Annotated in this window: 17 protein-coding genes; 15 read left to right on the top strand and 2 right to left on the bottom strand. The window is 67.3% G+C overall.

All coding sequences use genetic code 11. The features are described from left to right. Positions 1–69 precede the first annotated feature (69 nt). Entirely contained in the window at positions 70–912 is an 843-nt protein-coding gene (locus EGT50_RS12985; protein WP_127955067.1) for a sugar phosphate isomerase/epimerase family protein, read from the top strand. Between the two features lie 20 nt (positions 913–932). On the opposite strand, the gene EGT50_RS12980 is transcribed toward EGT50_RS12985, so the two are convergent. Continuing rightward, on the bottom strand, positions 933–1349 hold the full coding sequence (locus EGT50_RS12980) for a hypothetical protein (protein WP_127955066.1): 417 nt from the start codon (positions 1347–1349) through the stop codon (positions 933–935). Between the two features lie 113 nt (positions 1350–1462). On the opposite strand from EGT50_RS12980, the gene EGT50_RS12975 reads away from it, so the two are divergent. The 7 genes from EGT50_RS12975 (at position 1463) to EGT50_RS12945 (ending at position 7041) form a co-directional block, all read left to right on the top strand. After that, a complete protein-coding gene (locus EGT50_RS12975) occupies positions 1463–2122 on the top strand; it encodes a MerR family transcriptional regulator (protein ID WP_127955065.1) in 660 nt (219 codons plus the stop codon). Beyond that, positions 2119–2967, top strand: coding sequence for a thioesterase family protein (locus EGT50_RS12970; RefSeq protein WP_127955064.1), 849 nt, complete (start codon positions 2119–2121; stop codon positions 2965–2967). The genes EGT50_RS12975 and EGT50_RS12970 overlap by 4 nt, the downstream gene beginning before the upstream one ends. A 61-nt stretch (positions 2968–3028) precedes the next feature. Beyond that, positions 3029–3844: a pyrroline-5-carboxylate reductase gene (gene proC / locus EGT50_RS12965; protein ID WP_127955063.1), complete on the top strand. Its 816-nt coding sequence runs from the start codon at positions 3029–3031 to the stop codon at positions 3842–3844. 139 nt (positions 3845–3983) lie between these two features. Continuing rightward, a complete protein-coding gene (locus EGT50_RS12960; RefSeq protein ID WP_164873408.1) occupies positions 3984–4244 on the top strand; it encodes a helix-turn-helix domain-containing protein in 261 nt (86 codons plus the stop codon). A gap of 325 nt (positions 4245–4569) precedes the next feature. Continuing rightward, positions 4570–4671, top strand: coding sequence for a 30S ribosomal protein bS22 (locus EGT50_RS12955; RefSeq protein ID WP_003402602.1), 102 nt, complete (start codon positions 4570–4572; stop codon positions 4669–4671). 212 nt (positions 4672–4883) lie between these two features. Continuing rightward, positions 4884–5954: an NAD-dependent epimerase/dehydratase family protein gene (locus EGT50_RS12950; RefSeq protein WP_206615820.1), complete on the top strand. Its 1071-nt coding sequence runs from the start codon at positions 4884–4886 to the stop codon at positions 5952–5954. 37 nt (positions 5955–5991) lie between these two features. Continuing rightward, entirely contained in the window at positions 5992–7041 is a 1050-nt protein-coding gene (locus tag EGT50_RS12945; protein WP_235870741.1) for a lysophospholipid acyltransferase family protein, read from the top strand. Here EGT50_RS12945 and EGT50_RS12940 read toward each other — a convergent pair. Then, positions 6999–8129 carry an HAD family hydrolase gene (locus EGT50_RS12940; protein ID WP_127955062.1) on the bottom strand — a complete coding sequence of 377 codons (1131 nt, stop codon included), beginning with the start codon at positions 8127–8129 and terminating at the stop codon, positions 6999–7001. The two genes, EGT50_RS12945 and EGT50_RS12940, sit on opposite strands and share 43 nt — an antisense overlap. 180 nt (positions 8130–8309) lie before the next feature. Between EGT50_RS12940 and EGT50_RS12935 the strand changes: the two genes are divergently transcribed. The 7 genes from EGT50_RS12935 (at position 8310) to EGT50_RS12905 (ending at position 15313) form a co-directional block, all read left to right on the top strand. Next, positions 8310–8573, top strand: a complete 264-nt coding sequence (locus EGT50_RS12935) for a glutaredoxin family protein (protein ID WP_127955061.1) — start codon at positions 8310–8312, stop codon at positions 8571–8573. Positions 8574–8784: 211 nt separating this feature from the next. After that, the gene (locus EGT50_RS12930) at positions 8785–9591 is read left to right on the top strand and encodes a redox-sensing transcriptional repressor Rex (RefSeq protein ID WP_206615819.1); all 807 of its coding nucleotides are present in this window, start codon (positions 8785–8787) and stop codon (positions 9589–9591) included. Continuing rightward, positions 9588–10961 (top strand): glutamyl-tRNA reductase, encoded by a 1374-nt coding sequence (locus EGT50_RS12925; RefSeq protein ID WP_127955059.1) that lies wholly within the window; start codon positions 9588–9590, stop codon positions 10959–10961. Before EGT50_RS12930 ends, EGT50_RS12925 begins: the two co-directional genes overlap by 4 nt. Beyond that, complete coding sequence (hemC, locus tag EGT50_RS12920; protein ID WP_127955058.1) at positions 10958–11962, top strand: hydroxymethylbilane synthase; 1005 nt, start codon at positions 10958–10960, stop codon at positions 11960–11962. Before EGT50_RS12925 ends, hemC begins: the two co-directional genes overlap by 4 nt. A 72-nt stretch (positions 11963–12034) precedes the next feature. Next, positions 12035–13600: a bifunctional uroporphyrinogen-III C-methyltransferase/uroporphyrinogen-III synthase gene (locus EGT50_RS12915; protein WP_127955057.1), complete on the top strand. Its 1566-nt coding sequence runs from the start codon at positions 12035–12037 to the stop codon at positions 13598–13600. Positions 13601–13625: 25 nt separating this feature from the next. Continuing rightward, the gene (gene hemB / locus EGT50_RS12910; protein WP_268960685.1) at positions 13626–14690 is read left to right on the top strand and encodes a porphobilinogen synthase; all 1065 of its coding nucleotides are present in this window, start codon (positions 13626–13628) and stop codon (positions 14688–14690) included. Further along, positions 14687–15313 carry a hypothetical protein gene (locus tag EGT50_RS12905; RefSeq protein WP_127955056.1) on the top strand — a complete coding sequence of 209 codons (627 nt, stop codon included), beginning with the start codon at positions 14687–14689 and terminating at the stop codon, positions 15311–15313. Before hemB ends, EGT50_RS12905 begins: the two co-directional genes overlap by 4 nt. The last annotated feature ends 247 nt before the right edge of the window (positions 15314–15560 follow it).

Below are 15560 nucleotides of genomic sequence, written 5' to 3'. Positions count from 1 at the left end.
ACGACGACATGACGACATAGGGGGGACGACATAGGGGACGACATCGGGAAGGTCGCGGGGAGGGCACGCATGTCGGATCGGAAGATCCTCGTGGGACTGTCCACCGCCTCGGTCTACCCGGAGAACACGGAGGCGGCCTTTCGGTATGCGGCCGAGGTCGGCTACGACGGCGTCGAGTTGATGGTGTGGGCCGAGTCGGTCAGCCAAGACATCTCGGCGGTCAAACGACTGATCCGCAAGTACGCGGTGCCCGTGCAGGCCGTGCACGTCCCCTGCCTGCTGATCTCACAACGCGTGTGGGGCGCGGACCCAGTCGCGAAGCTTGATCGTTCGGTCGCGGCCGCCGAAGCGCTGGGGGCGTCCAACGTCGTGGTGCATCCGCCGTTCCGTTGGCAGCGTCGGTATGCCGACGGGTTCTCCGACCAGGTGGCCGGACTCGAAGAGAAGACTGGCGCCGTCGTCGCGGTCGAGAACATGTTCCCGATGCGCGCGGACAGCTTCTTCGGGGGGCGGGAGAGGACGGCCGAACGGCTCCGTAAGCGGGGTGGCCCGGGTGCGGCGCTGTCCGCGTTCAGTCCCTCTTACGACCCCACCGAATTCGGGTATCGGCACTACACACTGGATCTGTCGCACACTGCGACCGCCGGCATGGATGCGATGGATCTGGTCCGCCGGATGGGCACTGGTATGTCGCACCTGCACCTTGCCGACGGTCGCGGAGCGTCGGTCGACGAACACCTCATCCCCGGCCACGGGACGCAGCCGTGCGTCGAGGTGTGTGGGCACCTGGTCGAGAACGGATTCAGCGGGCAGGTCGTCGTCGAGATCAACACTCAGAACGCGCGGACCCGGCCCGAACGGGCTTCGATGCTGGGCCAAGCACTGAGCTTCGCGAGAGACAACCTGCGCTGACCCGCTTACAGCGTTGACCTCTAGAGGGCGGCTACGCCCGCATTGATCACGGTTATCCCCGAGATCACCAGCCCCACCACGAGGCAGGCTGCGCCGATCCAGATCGACGCGAACATCGGCCCGGGCTTCGCGGGATTCTGGCCCAGGACCGACAGGAAGAAGCCGGCGGGAATGAAGATCGCGGCGACGAGCACCGCGATCGCCCCCGCCGCCGCCCACCCGGGGCTCGCGTCGACGACCGCGGTGAGAGTTGCGAGCAGGACGCCGAGCGTGACCAGCACACCGGCGTGTGCGTGGCCCGCGCGGAAGAAGGATTTCTGCAGGTCGTTGGCACCCTGGTGGCCGGTCAGAATGCGGAGCAGGAACACTCCGCCGGACGCGATGGTGACGACCGTGAGCACTGTGATGCCGACGACAATGGTGAGGACGGGATTCATGCGGCGCTCCTTGCGTGAGGTATTCTGGCCCAAGATTGGATAGTTCTACTATCCAGTTTGAATTCCATGATCAGCACACGTTGTGGTCGGGTGTCAAGCAGAGGAGGGTCGACATGCGGGTGTCCGAACTGGTTGCGGTCAGCGGTGTGCCCCTCGCGACCGTGAAGTACTACCTGCGCGAGGGCTTGCTGATGCCCGGCGAGGCCAGCAGTGCGACTCAGGCCGAGTACGGCGAGCAGCACGTGCGACGCCTCTCGCTCATCAAGGCACTTGCCGGCGTCGGGTTGCCACTGGCGAAGATCCGCATCATCGTCGGGCTCGTCGATCACCCTGCCGACACCGTCTTCGAAACAATTGGTGGTGCGCTGGCCGCGTTGCCACCGTATTCCGCCGACGCGGACGCGGAGGCCGACGACTACCCGCGCGCCCGTGCGGTGCTCGAGCGTCTCGGCCAGGTGTACCGGCCGGCGTATCCCGTTGTCGCACAACTGGAAAAGGCGCTGGCTGCGGCTGAGGACGTCGGCATACCGATGACCGACGAGCGGCTCGATGTGTACGCGCGGCACATTCGTTCCATCGCCGAGGTCGACCTCCAGCTCATGCCCACGGATTCGGTCGCGTCCGCGATCGAGTATGCGGTGCTCGGCACAGCGATCTACGAACCGGTTCTGACCGCACTGCGCCGCCTGGCACACCAGGACGTCGGCGCCACAATGTTCGCCCGGCGCACCTTCGATGGCTTCGCCACCTCAGATAGACAGGAAAACCCATGACCCTTCACCCGTTTCGGGACCTCACGACCGTCACCCCGCGAGGCGCCGGCCGGTACACCGCCCACATCGACCCGATCTGGACCATCGGGCCCAAGGTCCACGGCGGCTGCCTGATGGCCGTCTGTGCCGCGGCGGCCCGGAGTGAACTCTTCGAAACGGCACCGCCGGAGATGCCCTTGGACCCGGCGGTGGTGCCTCTCGCCGTCAGCGCCAGCTACCTGAACGCACCGGACCCGGGTGAGGTCGACGCGGTCGTGACCGTCCGCAAGCGGGGACGTCAGGTCTCACTCGTCGACGTCGAACTGTCCCAGAGCGGTCGTCCCGCCGTGCACGCCGCGGTCACGATGGGTGTGCCCGACGCCGAGGAGCCGCACTACACCGAGGAGCAGACGCTCGCGCAGTTGCCGGTCGAGCCGCCCGCAGAGGCGCACGCACTGGTCGCGGACCACCCCATGGCGCAAGTCGTGCACGTCTCCCAGGGCTGCGATCTGAGTGTCGACACCTCGTCGGCACACTTCCTCAGTGGCAAGCAGGGTGAGCCGCAGGTGCGGATGTGGGCGCGACCGTGGTCGGCCGACGAGGAGGACCCGGTCACCGCCGCATTGTTCGCGATCATGACCGGCGACGTCAGCGCGCCGGTGACGATGAACCGAGGCATGTTCGGCTGGGCACCCACCGTTCAGCTGACGACCTATCTGCGTCGGCAACCGGCGCCCGGATGGCTGCGGGTGAGGGCGTCCTCGACGGTGCTCGGCGGCACGTGGTTCGAGGAGGACCACACCGTCCTCGACTCGACCGGAGCGGTCGTCGTCCAGAGTCGTCAGCTCGCAATGATCCCGCGCTGACGTTCTGTCACCTCGGGGACCGGGGAAGTTCCCGATTGTTCGTCGTGGCAGGCTGGACCCCATGACGAGAATTGCGGTGATCGGTGGCGGCAAGATCGGCGAGGCCCTGGTCTCTGGGCTGTTGCACGGGGGTCATTCTGTCCGAGACCTGGTTGTTGCTGAGCAGTACGAGCCTCGCGCGAAGGAGTTGGCAGCGGAGTACTCGATCCGTGTCACCACGATCGCGGATGCGGCCGAGGGGGCGGACGTCATCGTCGTTGCCGTCAAGCCTGCGGACGTCGACTCCGTTCTGACGGAACTCGGAAAGGTCGATCTCGACAGCGATCGGGAACAGCTCCTGGTCTCGCTCGCGGCCGGCATACCGACGGCGCGGTACGAGGCGAGGCTGCCCGCCGGCTTCCCGGTTGTCCGGGCAATGCCCAACACCCCGATGCTCGTCGGGCAGGGCGCTGGCGTCATCACGCCCGGACGTCACGTCAAGCGCGGGCACCTGGACCTGGTGCGTTCGGTCCTCGGGACCGTCGGCACCGTCACCACGGTGCCCGAATCCATGATCGACGCCGCGACGGCGGTGTCCGGATCCGGCCCCGCGTACTTCTTCCTCGTGGTCGAGGCGATGATCGACGCTGGGGTCGCACTCGGTCTGACCCGCGCGACGGCGAACGAGCTGGTGGTGCAGACAATGGTCGGCACCGCGGCGATGCTCACCGAGTCCGGCGAGAGCGCTACCGAGCTCCGGGCCGCCGTCACGTCACCCGGCGGCACCACCGCTGCAGCAATGCGCCAGCTCGAGCGCGGCGGTCTGCGGACTGCGTTCTACGATGCCCTGACTGCGGCGCGCGACCGGTCGGCCGAGCTCGGACTGGCACCCGAGTAGATCGCAATTATTGATCGTGTTTGTAACACCCGTCGCACCAACCCCTCTGGTCCCGCTAAGCTCTCGTGTCAGCACGTGCGTGTCTGTTCCGCCGGAGGGGAAGCCGGCGGCGCGACACGTGCCGGAAGTAGGTGGACAAATGGGATCCCCGGATAACCCAGCGAAGCCGGCTAGGCAAGAGAAGTCCGGCAAGCAAGAAAGTCTCGGCGGTGCAGGTCTGGCCGGGACACAGTTCCTCACGGTCGCGGAGGTCGCGGCCCTCATGAGGGTTTCGAAGATGACCGTGTACCGCCTCGTGCACAGCGGTGAACTGCCGGCTGTTCGCGTCGGGCGCTCGTTCCGCGTCCATGCCAAGGCGGTGCACGACTACCTGGAGACTTCGTTCTTCGATGCCGGCTGACCCGCCGCGTGTCGAAGCTGAGCCTCGGTTTTCGTCGCGCGGACCCGTCCCGGTACGATCATGAGTCGTCGTACCAGCCAGCCGGTGTCGTCAGGCGCTGGCGTCGTGAGAACGGCCAGTGGCACGCGGCCTGAACGGCCAGTGGCAACACGGCCCGAAAGGCCTAGTGGCAACTCGGCCCGAGAGGCCTAGTGGCACGCGGCCCGAACGGCCAGTGGCAACACGGCCGAGTGGCAATCGAAGGCCTGGAAGCGCCAGAGGAAGACACAGGCGTACGTGACCGGCGTGCGCTGAACGCGAGAGAAGACTGTGAGGGACGCCCACCATGGGTTCAGTGATCAAGAAGCGCCGTAAGCGTATGTCGAAGAAGAAGCACCGCAAGCTGCTGCGTCGCACGCGGGTTCAACGTCGGAAGCTCGGCAAGTAAGCCCCCAGGTTCTTGTACTCGGATGCCCGTCACCGTTTCGGTGGCGGGCATCTGTGCGTTCGGGGTCGTGTGTTCGGCAGGCGCATGTTCGCCGAAGTTCACTCGGATGTGTGGACGGGAGGTTGCCAGGGTGTAAAGGTGTTGTGCCGAACCCTTGCCCACGTGCCCGGATTCGCTAGGCTCGCCGGAGGGGTGAAGGGACGGGGGCAGATGTGAATTCTGACGATCGCGGCGCGCAGCCACCGAAGGTGGTGCTGGTGACGGGTGCCAGCCGGTTCCCGGGTGGGTTCCTGGTGTCACGACTCGTTCAGCATCCCGGGATAGAGCGGGTGGTCGCGGTCGACGCCGTTTCACCGAGCAAGGACATGATAAGGCGGATGGGACGTGCCGAGTTCGTTCGCGCCGACATTCGAAACCCGCTCATCGGAAAGATAATTCGCGGCGCCGAGGTCGATACTGTAGTCCACGCGGCGGTGCTGGCCCAGGCGCCCAAGTCCGGCAGCCGGGCGGCGATGAAGGATATGAACGTCATCGGCGCGATGCAACTGTTCGCGGCGTGCCAGAAGGCGCCGAGTGTCCGCAAGGTTGTGTTGCGATCCGCGTCCGCGGTGTACGGCGGGAGTCCCAAGGACCCGGCCAAATTCACCGAGGAGATGAGTGCCCGGAGGCCGCTGCAGGGGGGTTGGGCACGTGACTGTATCGAGATGGAGGGCTACGCGCGCCGCCTCGGCAGGCGTCGTCCCGACATCGGGGTGTCGATCCTTCGCCTGGCCCCGCTCATGGGTCCACGGTTGCACGGCTGGGTGGCGCGGTACCTGTCGTCGCCGATCGTCCCGAGCATCCTCGGCCGCGATGCCCGCATGCAGTTGCTGCACGAGGAGGACGCCCTTTCCGCTCTCGAACGGGCAACCGTCACCGGGCCGGCCGGGACGTTCAATGTGGCCGGTGACGGCGCAGTAATGATGTCCCAGGCGATCCGCCGGGCCGGACGGGCCGAGGTACCGATACCGTTTTCCCTGTTCCGGAGCGCGGGTCGGGCCCTGATGGGGTCGCAGATGCGTTCGTTCACCCACGAACAGCTCGACTACTTCCACTTCGGGTGCGGCCTCGACACGACGCGAATGCGCGCCGACCTCCGCTTCGAGCCGCGCTGGACGACGATGCAGGCGCTCGACGATTTCGTCCGGGGTGCACGGCTCAGCCGTGTGATCAAACCCCACTGGGTAGACCGGGCCGAATCTACGGTGCTTGCCGTAGCGGGTGCCGAGTCGCAGATCAGGTGAACACCGATATGGGCAGAAACAAAGGCAGGGGGTTCTAGTGAACGACGTGGCGAAAGTGATTCCGTTGCACGGGCCAGGCCGCCCACCGGTTCATGGTCGCGCGACGAATCGACATTCGTCAGCCCCTGCGGACCGTCGACGGTTCCGCGAACACGAGGTGCCTGGCACTCCGGAAGCTGCCGAGGAATCCGCCGAACAGCCTGCCGCGGACCAGCACGGCGGATCACCGATCGACGACCTGCGCTCGCTTGTCATCGAGCAGGTCACCGGCGCCGCGGGGTTCCTACGCCGCCGCATAACGGGCGACTACGAGGTCGACGAGTTCGGCTTCGATCAGGACTTCGCGGACAATGTGTTCCTCCCCGCTCTGCGACCACTGTTCGAGAAGTGGTTCCGCGTCGAGACCCGCGGCGTCGAGAACATCCCGATGCACGGCGGCGCGCTGGTGGTGGCCAACCACGCCGGGGTGATCCCGATCGACGCACTCATGACGTCCGTGGCGGTACACGATCACCATCCGGAGCATCGAGCGTTGCGGATGCTGGCGGCGGATCTGGCGTTCGAGATGCCCGTCATCGGAAACATCGCTCGCAAGGCCGGGCACACGCTCGCGTGCCATCCGGACGCCGAGCGGCTACTGCGCAGCGGGGAGATCGCGGCGGTGTTCCCGGAGGGGTACAAGGGCATCGGTAAGCCGTTCTCGGAGCGCTACAAGTTGCAGAGGTTCGGCCGAGGCGGCTTCGTCTGCGCTGCGATGCGCGCCGGGGTACCGATCATTCCCTGCTCGATCGTCGGATCCGAGGAGATCTACCCCAAGATCGGCGACATCACGCCCCTGGCCAGGCTGCTCGACATGCCGTACTTCCCGGTCACACCGATGTTTCCGCATCTCGGATTGCTAGGCCTGGTGCCGCTGCCCTCCAAGTGGTACATCGAGTTCGGCACCCCGATCGTCACGGACACCTACGACGCCGCCGAGGCCGATGATCCGATGGTGCTGTTCGAGGTCACCGACCACGTCCGCGAGACGATCCAGCAGACGCTCTACCGCTTGCTCGCGGAGCGCCGGAACGTCTTCATGGGCTGAACCCGGCTCGATCCGGAGGTCTTCTCGGCACGCTGGGCGCGCTCGCGGCGACGGCTGAGGATCGCGCCCACCGCGCCGCCGACCGCACCCAGAAGCAGCGCCGTCGGCACACCGACCTTCGCAGCCTTGCGGCCGGTTCGGAAGTCACGCACCTCCCACCCGCGGTTCTTTGCGAGTTCCCGTAGGTCCGCGTCGGGGTTGACCGCGACCGCGGTACCGACCAGCGACAGCATCGGCACGTCGTTGTAGCTGTCCGAGTACGCCGTGCATCGCTTGAGGTTCAGTCCCTCCCGGATCGCGAGGGTGCGCACGGCGTGCGCCTTGCCGAGCCCGTGCAGGATGTCGCCGACCAGTCGGCCTGTGAACAAGCCGTCCTCGCTCTCGGCAACGGTCCCCAGCGCGCCGGTGAGGCCGAGGCGTTTGGCAATCACCTGCGCCAACTCGACGGGTGTGGCCGTCACGAGCCATACCTGTTGGCCGGCGTCGAGGTGCATCTGCGCCAGTGCCCGGGTCCCCTCCCAGATCTTGTCGGAGATGACCTCGTCGTAGATCTCCTCGCCGAGGCGGGCAAGTTCCGCCGTCGACCGCCCGGCGACGAACGACAGTGCCTTCTCTCGGCCCTCGGCGACGTCGTCGCTGTTCTCTTTTCCGGTGACCCGGAACTTGACCTGCTTCCAGGCGAAGTCGACCAAGTCCGAGGTCTTGAGGTACTTGCGGGCGGCGAGACCCCGTGCGAAATGGATGATCGATGCGCCCTGCACCATCGTGTTGTCGACGTCGAAGAACGCGGCGGCGGTGAGATCCCGGGGGACGACCGGCTCGGCGGGCGGTTCCACTGTTTCGGGCGCAGGAGCCGTTTCCGGGGCCTCTTCCCGGGCCTCGGTCTCGGCGGCCGCGAGGGTAGCCGCCTCGGCCTCGGCTTCCTGGAGAGCGAGCGCTGCGTCGGCACTGGCCTCACCGGCTAGGTTGGCACGCAGCTCGGCCTCGCTCGGACCCAGAAGGTTCCGGATCCGGCGACGTCCGGGGCGCAGAATCCCGGACAGACCCACGCCGAATCCCGCGCCGTTCGGCAGTGATCGCCCAGGCACTCGAACCTCCCGTGTCGCAGACACCTCTGGCTCACCCTAGCCCGACTGTTCGGATGTATCCCGTCGTGACAGGGCACGAGCGACAGCCTGTGATGTTCGTCTCGAAACGGTACGGTCCGCAACTCTCGCGGCCCGGTGTCGTCGAATCGGTACTGGGCGCCCTCGAGGAACACTGGAGCCATGGATCAGTCTCGAAACCGGATCACCCTTCTCACACGGGCAGGCTGCGGGGCGTGCGTTCCCGCGCGTGAGGTGCTGGACCAGGTCTGCCAGGAGTTCGATCTGGAACTGACCTGCATCGACGTCGACGAGGCCGCAGCGGACAACCCCGATCTGCGGGCCGAGTACGGGGACCGGTTGCCCGTCGTCCTACTCGACGGCAAGGAGCACAGCTACTGGGAAGTCGACGAGGACCGGTTGCGCGTGGATCTAGCCGCGGGCTGAAGTCGAGCCCCGTGCAGCGCGGGTTCGCGACGAAGTGGGAAGGGTCACCCCGGACCGCCGGATTCGGCCACTTTGCAGGTGAGAGCACATTCGAGGGCCGTCGATCGACTTTGTGCATGGCTTCACAAGCAGTTACCGTGGTGTGAACAAATTCCCGGACCTTCGACGCGAAGGCCGGGGTACACGGCCGACCGGACGAGGAGCCATCGACGTGACCGAACAGCACCAGACGCAGGGGGCAGGAACCCGTGGCGTCGCCGGGGCTGCTCAGTCCACTGCTCAGCGCAGGAACGCCTCTCCAGCTTCGCAACGTGACATCCCCCAGGCTACGGTGACGCGTCTCGCGACATACCTGCGGGTCCTCGGAGTCCTCGCCGACGAGGGTGTACTCATCGTCTCGAGCGAGGAGCTGGCCACCGCATCCGGCGTCGGATCGGCCAAGCTCCGCAAGGATCTGTCTCACCTGGGCCCCAACGGTGTTCGCGGTGTCGGATACGACGTCACTCGGCTACGGGCGCGCATCGAGTCCGCACTCGGTCTCGATCGTGGGCACCGGGTGGTGCTCGTTGGCGTCGGCAATCTCGGCCGAGCACTTGCCGGGTACGGCGGCTTCGGCCGCCGCGGCTTCTCGATGGTCGCCCTGTTCGACGCGGACCCCGCCCGCATCGGCACCACGGTCGGCGGCCTGACGGTTCGCGACGTCACCGAACTCACCGACGCGTGTCGTGATCTCGAGGCCACCATCGGTGTCATCGCTACCACCGACTCGGCCGCGCAGGACGTCTGCGACCAGCTCGTCGACGCGGGTCTGCGCTGCATTCTCAGCTTCTCCCCGCTCGCCTTGGAAATCCCCGATCACGTAGAGATGCGTCGAGTCGATCTCGCAATGGAGATGCAGGTGCTCTCGTTCAACATGGCCCGGAACAACACTCCGGACGAGCAACGAAATCCCCAGGCTGCCGCTGCACCCACGGCGGTCGCCGCTGCGACCGGAAATGGATCGGTGATACGGCCGTGAGTGTGCTTCTCGTCGGGATCTCGCACCGTAGTGCCCCCGTATCCGTTCTCGAGCGGATCGCGGTTACCGACACCGACCGCCCGAAGCTGACGGACAAGATGCTCGCTTCGGCACACATCGTCGAGGCGATGATCGTCTCGACGTGCAACCGCATCGAGATCTACGCCGTGGTGGACGCATTCCACGGTGCGTTGACCGAGATCAGCAGCCTCCTGGCCGCGCACTCCGGACTCGACCTCTCCGAGCTGCACAAGCACGCCTACGTCCATTACGGCGAGGCAGCAGCCGAGCACCTGTTCGCGGTCGCCAGCGGTCTGGACTCGATGGTCGTCGGCGAGCAGCAGATCCTCGGACAGATCCGAGCCGCGTACGCCGCCGCCGACGCCCAGCAGGCTGCCGGGCGGGCGCTGCACGAGCTGGCGCAGCAGGCTCTGCGGGTCGGCAAGCGTGTGCACGCCGAGACCGGGATCGACTCCGCCGGCGCCTCTGTCGTGTCCGTCGCGCTCGACCGTGCCGCGGGCATCCTCGGTGACGGCGGGCTGACCGGCCGCACGGCCGTGGTCCTCGGTGCCGGTGCGATGGGCAGCCTGTCGGTCGCGCACCTCACCCGTGCCGGCATCGGCCGAATTCTCGTCGCCAACCGCACCCGCGAGCGTGCCGAGCACCTCGCGGCCACAGCGATCGGCAATGGAGTCGACGCGGCCGCGGTCGGCGTCGACGAGCTGTCGTCGGCGATGGCTCAGTCAGACGTCCTCGTGACCTGCACCGGCGCGGTCGGCACGGTGGTCACGCTCGCCGACACTCACCTGGCCCTCGCCCAGCCGGGACGGGACCCGAACCGGCCACTGGTGATCTGCGATCTGGGCCTGCCCCGCGACGTCGAGCCTGCCGTGGTCGGATTACCCGAGGTGGTCGTGCTCGACATGGCTGCGTTGCAACGTGATCCGGCCGCCGGCGCCGCTGCCGCCGACGCCGACGCGGCACGCGAGATCGTCGCGTCCGAACTCGCTCAGTACCTCGCCTCACAGCGACAAGCCGAGGTCACCCCGACGGTCACGGCGCTCCGACAGCGTGCGGCCGAGGTCGTCGAAGCCGAACTGCTGCGACTGGAGACGCGCCTGCCCGCTTTGGACGACCCTCAACGCGACGAGGTGGCGCGGACCGTCCGCCGGGTGGTCGACAAACTGCTGCACGCGCCCACAGTGCGAGTCAAGCAACTGGCCTCCGCGCCCGGCGGTGACTCGTACGCGGCCGCGTTGCGTGAGCTGTTCGAGCTGCGGCCGGGTGCGGCCGAGGCCGTCGCCGCTCCTATCGACCTCGACGAATTCACTACCGGCCCCGGTGCAGCAGGAAAGGATGGGCAGGCATGAGCACGGACGCGGCGTCGTCGACGACGACCGGCCATGTCACGGGTCCGAAGTTCCGCACCCTGCGGATCGGTACCCGCGGCAGCCTGCTCGCGATGACGCAGGCCGGTGCCGTCAGGGACGCACTGATCACGGCTGGTCACCCAGCTGAGCTGGTGATCATCAAGACCAAGGGTGACGTCACGGCCGGTCCGGTGCAGCGCATCGGCGTCGGGGTGTTCGTCGCCGAACTCCGTGAGGCACTGCTGGCCGGTGAGGTCGACGTCGCGGTGCACTCGTACAAAGACCTACCCACGGCGCAACCTGACGAGCTGGTTATCCCCGCGGTCCCGCCGCGCGAGGACCCGCGTGACGCACTGGTGGCCCGGGACGGGCTCGTGCTCGGTGAGCTGCCCCCGGGTTCGAAGGTCGGGACCTCGGCGCCGCGCCGTCGCGCGCAGCTGCGCGCTCTCGGCTTGGGCCTCGAGATCCTGCCGCTGCGCGGCAACATCGACACCCGCCTCGGCAAGGTCGCGTCCGGTGAGCTCGATGCAATAGTGATCGCCCGCGCCGGCCTGTCCCGCATCGGCCGTGCCGCCGAGATCACCGAGACGCTCGAACCGGTTCAGATGCTGCCGGCCCCGTCGCAAGGCGCTCTCGCCGTCGAGTGCCGCGCCGACGACCCGGACCTGATTGCGATTCTGTCCGAACTCGACGACTCGGCCACGCGAGCCGAGGTCACCGCCGAACGCGCACTGCTCGCCGAACTCGAGGCGGGCTGCACCGCGCCGGTGGGCGCCATTGCCGAAATTGTCGAATCGATCGACGGCGAGGGCCGCGTGTTCGAGGAATTGTCGGTGCGAGGTTGCGCCGCATCGATAGACGGTTCCGATGTGCTTCGAGCATCTAAGGTGGGGTCGCCCGAGAGTGCGGACGAGTTGGGTCGCGCGCTTGCACACGAGTTGCTCGAACTTGGCGCACGAGATCTGATGACGATTGCAGAGGACGGTGATGCCGATGATTGATCTGCTTGACCGTCAAGAGCCCGATTTTGCATTTTCTTCCCATCGACATGAGACCGCACTGGAGAACTACCGATGAGCCGAGTCCGTAAGAACAGCCCCGGGCGGATCCTGTTTGTGGGATCGGGACCGGGTGATCCGGCATTGCTCACCGTCCGTGCGCGGGACGTGCTCGAGTCGGCGGCCCTGGCATTCACCGATCCCGATGTCGACAAGGGCATCACCGCACTAGTCGGTACCGCTCTCGGCCGTGACCCCGAGACCGACGAGCCGATCGCCGAGGTCCGGCCCGCGCTCGGCGAGCCGGCCGAGGTCGCCAAGACCCTTGTCGCCGAGGCCCGTGGCGGCCGCGACGTGGTCCGTCTCGTCGCGGGCGACCCACTGACCACCGATTCGGTGATCGCCGAGGTCTCGGCCGTTGCCCGAACCCAGATTGTGTTCGAGGTGCTTCCCGGGCTGCCGTCCGCGTCCGCGGTGCCGAGCTATGCCGGCATGGCGCTGGGCTCGACGCACACCGAGGCCGATGTACGCGGCGAGGTCGACTGGGCGGCGTTGGCCGGCGCCCCAGGTCCCCTGGTGCTGCACGCGAGCTCCGCGCATCTCGCCGAGACCGCGAGCGCGCTCGTCGAACACGGGCTCGCCCCCCAGACCCCGGCCGCGATCACCGTCCGCGGCACCACCCGTCAGCAGCGCACGGTCGAGGCCACCCTCGCGACGCTCAACGAGGTCGGTTCCGAACTGGTCGGCCCGCTGATCGTCACGGTCGGTAAGATCGTCTCGCAGCGCAACAAGATGTCGTGGTGGGAGTCGCGTGCCCTGTACGGCTGGACCGTCCTGGTGCCGCGCACCAAGGAGCAGGCCGCCGACATGAGCAACAGGCTGGTCACGCACGGCGCTATCCCCATCGAGGTCCCGACCATCGCGGTCGAGCCGCCGCGCAGCCCGGCCCAGATGGAGCGTGCCGTCAAGGGACTGGTCGACGGCCGCTACCAGTGGGTCGTGTTCACCTCCACCAACGCCGTGCGTGCGGTGTGGGAGAAGTTCGAGGCGTTCGGCCTGGACGCCCGCGCGTTCTCAGGCGTGAAGATCGCCTGCGTGGGCGAGGCCACCGCAGAGAAGGTGCGCTCGTTCGGTATTACTCCGGAGATGCTGCCGTCCGGTGAGCAGTCCAGCGAGGGTCTGCTGGCCGACTTCCCGCCGTACGACGAGGTGTTCGATCCGGTCAACCGCGTGCTGCTGCCGCGTGCCGACATCGCTACCGAGACCCTCGCCGAGGGCCTCCGCGAGCGCGGCTGGGAGATCGACGACGTCACCGCGTATCGCACAGTGCGGGCGGCGCCGCCACCGGCCGAGACCCGCGAGATGATCAAGACCGGTGGCTTCGACGCGGTGTGCTTCACCTCGTCGTCGACGGTACGCAACCTCGTCGGCATCGCCGGGAAACCACACGCCCGCACCATCGTCGCGTGCATCGGACCGAAGACGGCAGAGACCGCGATCGAGTTCGGTCTGCGCGTCGATGTCCGGCCGGAGACGGCGCAGATGGGTCCCCTCGTCGAGGCGCTCGCAGAGCATGCAGCGCGGTTGCGCGCCGAGGGTGCGTTGCCGCCCCCGCGTAAGAAGTCCCGCGCCCGCCGCTGACCGAAGTCAGGAGGAGAGCCGCCCCGTGTTTCCCACACATCGCGACAACCTCTTTTCAGCCCGCCATGACGGCTTTCCCGCAAGCCGCGACGGGTCTCCGGCACGCAGCGGCGACTTTCCCGCCCGCCGCCCGCGGCGGCTGCGTGGCACCGTCGCGTTGCGCCGGTTGGTTGCCGAGACGTCACTCGAACCGCGCCATCTGGTGCTTCCGATGTTCGTCGCCGACGGCATCGACGATCCGCGGCCGATCTCGTCCATGCCGGGTGTCGTCCAGCACACGCTCGACTCGCTCCGGTCCGCCGCGACCGACGCGGTCGAGGCGGGTGTGGGTGGACTGATGCTGTTCGGTGTGCCCCGGGAGGAGGACAAGGACGAGGCCGGCTCCGGCGCGACCGACCCGGACGGCATCCTCAACCGCGGTCTGGGTGCGCTGAAGACCGAACTGGGCGACGCGACGGTCCTCATGGCGGACACCTGCCTCGACGAGTTCACTTCGCACGGACACTGCGGCGTGCTCTCCGACGATGGCCGCGTCGACAACGACGCCACGCTGGCCCGGTACGTCGAGATGGCGATCGCTCAGGCAGAAGCCGGTGCCCACCTTCTCGGCCCCAGCGGGATGATGGATGGCCAGGTCGCTGCGATCCGCAAGGGTCTGGACGCGGCCGGCCACACCGACGTCGGGCAGCTGGCGTACTCGGCCAAGTACGCGTCGGTGTTCTACGGCCCGTTCCGCGAGGCTGTCAGCTCGTCCCTCGAAGGTGACCGCCGCACATACCAGCAGGACTCGGCGAACCGGCGCGAATCGTTGCTCGAGGTGGATCTAGACCTCGCCGAAGGGGCCGATCTGGTGCTGGTGAAGCCTGCCATGTCGTATCTCGACGTGCTCCGTGAGGTCGCCGACCGTTCGCCGGTTCCGGTGGCCGCGTACCAGATTTCCGGCGAGTACGCGATGATCACCGCGGCCGCACAGAACGGTTGGATAGACCGCGACGCCGCCGTCCTCGAGTCGCTGCTGAGCATCCGCCGCGCCGGGGCCGACATCGTGCTGACCTACTGGGCCGCCGAGGCCGCGGGGTGGCTGTCATGACCGAGCAGTGGCCGGGGCAGAACCAGCAGCAACCGGGGCAGCCCGACCCGTGGCCGGGTACTCCGCGCCACCCGGCGGGACCGCACCAGCCGGCGGGGCAGGATCCAATGCCGCCCACGGGACAGCACAAGCCGGTGCCCGCCGATATCGTCACGGCCTTCCAGCTGTGGTTGGTCGTCGCAGCTCTCGGCGTGGTCCAACTGGTTGCGGCGCTGCTGTTCATCTACAACGACCGGGCCTCGTTCATCGACCAATTGGTGGACGACGTCGCCTCCCAGTCGGGCCAGGATTTGACGCGTGCGCAGGCCGAGCAGCTGATGGCGATCGGGCTCGTCGGCACCGGCATCCTCCTCACAGTCGTGCTGGGCGGATTGACTGTGCTGTTCGCGTTCAAGATGCGCCGTGGCAGGAATTGGGCCCGCATGCTGTTGACGATGGCCGGTGCGTTCGTTCTGTTCTCGGCGCTGCAAACGATTGTCGGTGCGGGGCCGGCCAGCGGGACCGCGGCGCTCGTCATGGGCGGTGCAGGGATCTTGCAGGCTGTGATGGCGGTAGGTGCGATCGTGCTGATGTACCGCCAAGGCTCCAACGAGTACTTCGGGAAACTTCCACCGTCGCGCTGACTGCTGTGGAGGAGGCGCGGATCGCGACGCGGAGATTCGGACCCACCTCTCCCTGTAGTGTGAAGCACGTCACATTGACCCGGTGTTCGGATTCGTTCAGGGAGTAGTGATGCGTGTCGAGCACGGACCAGGAAGACGACGGGAACTGCTGTGGATCGCCCTGTTCGCGCTGTTCGGACTGGTGACACTCGTTCTCCTGGTCGTATCGGGCGCCCTTGTCCGCTGAGCCCTGCCTCGTCGGCGAGCA

Origin of the sequence: Rhodococcus xishaensis (assembly GCF_004011825.1) — a bacterium.
Classification (GTDB): Bacteria; Actinomycetota; Actinomycetes; order Mycobacteriales; family Mycobacteriaceae; genus Prescottella; species Prescottella xishaensis.
This window is presented reverse-complemented; position numbering and strand designations above follow the sequence as displayed.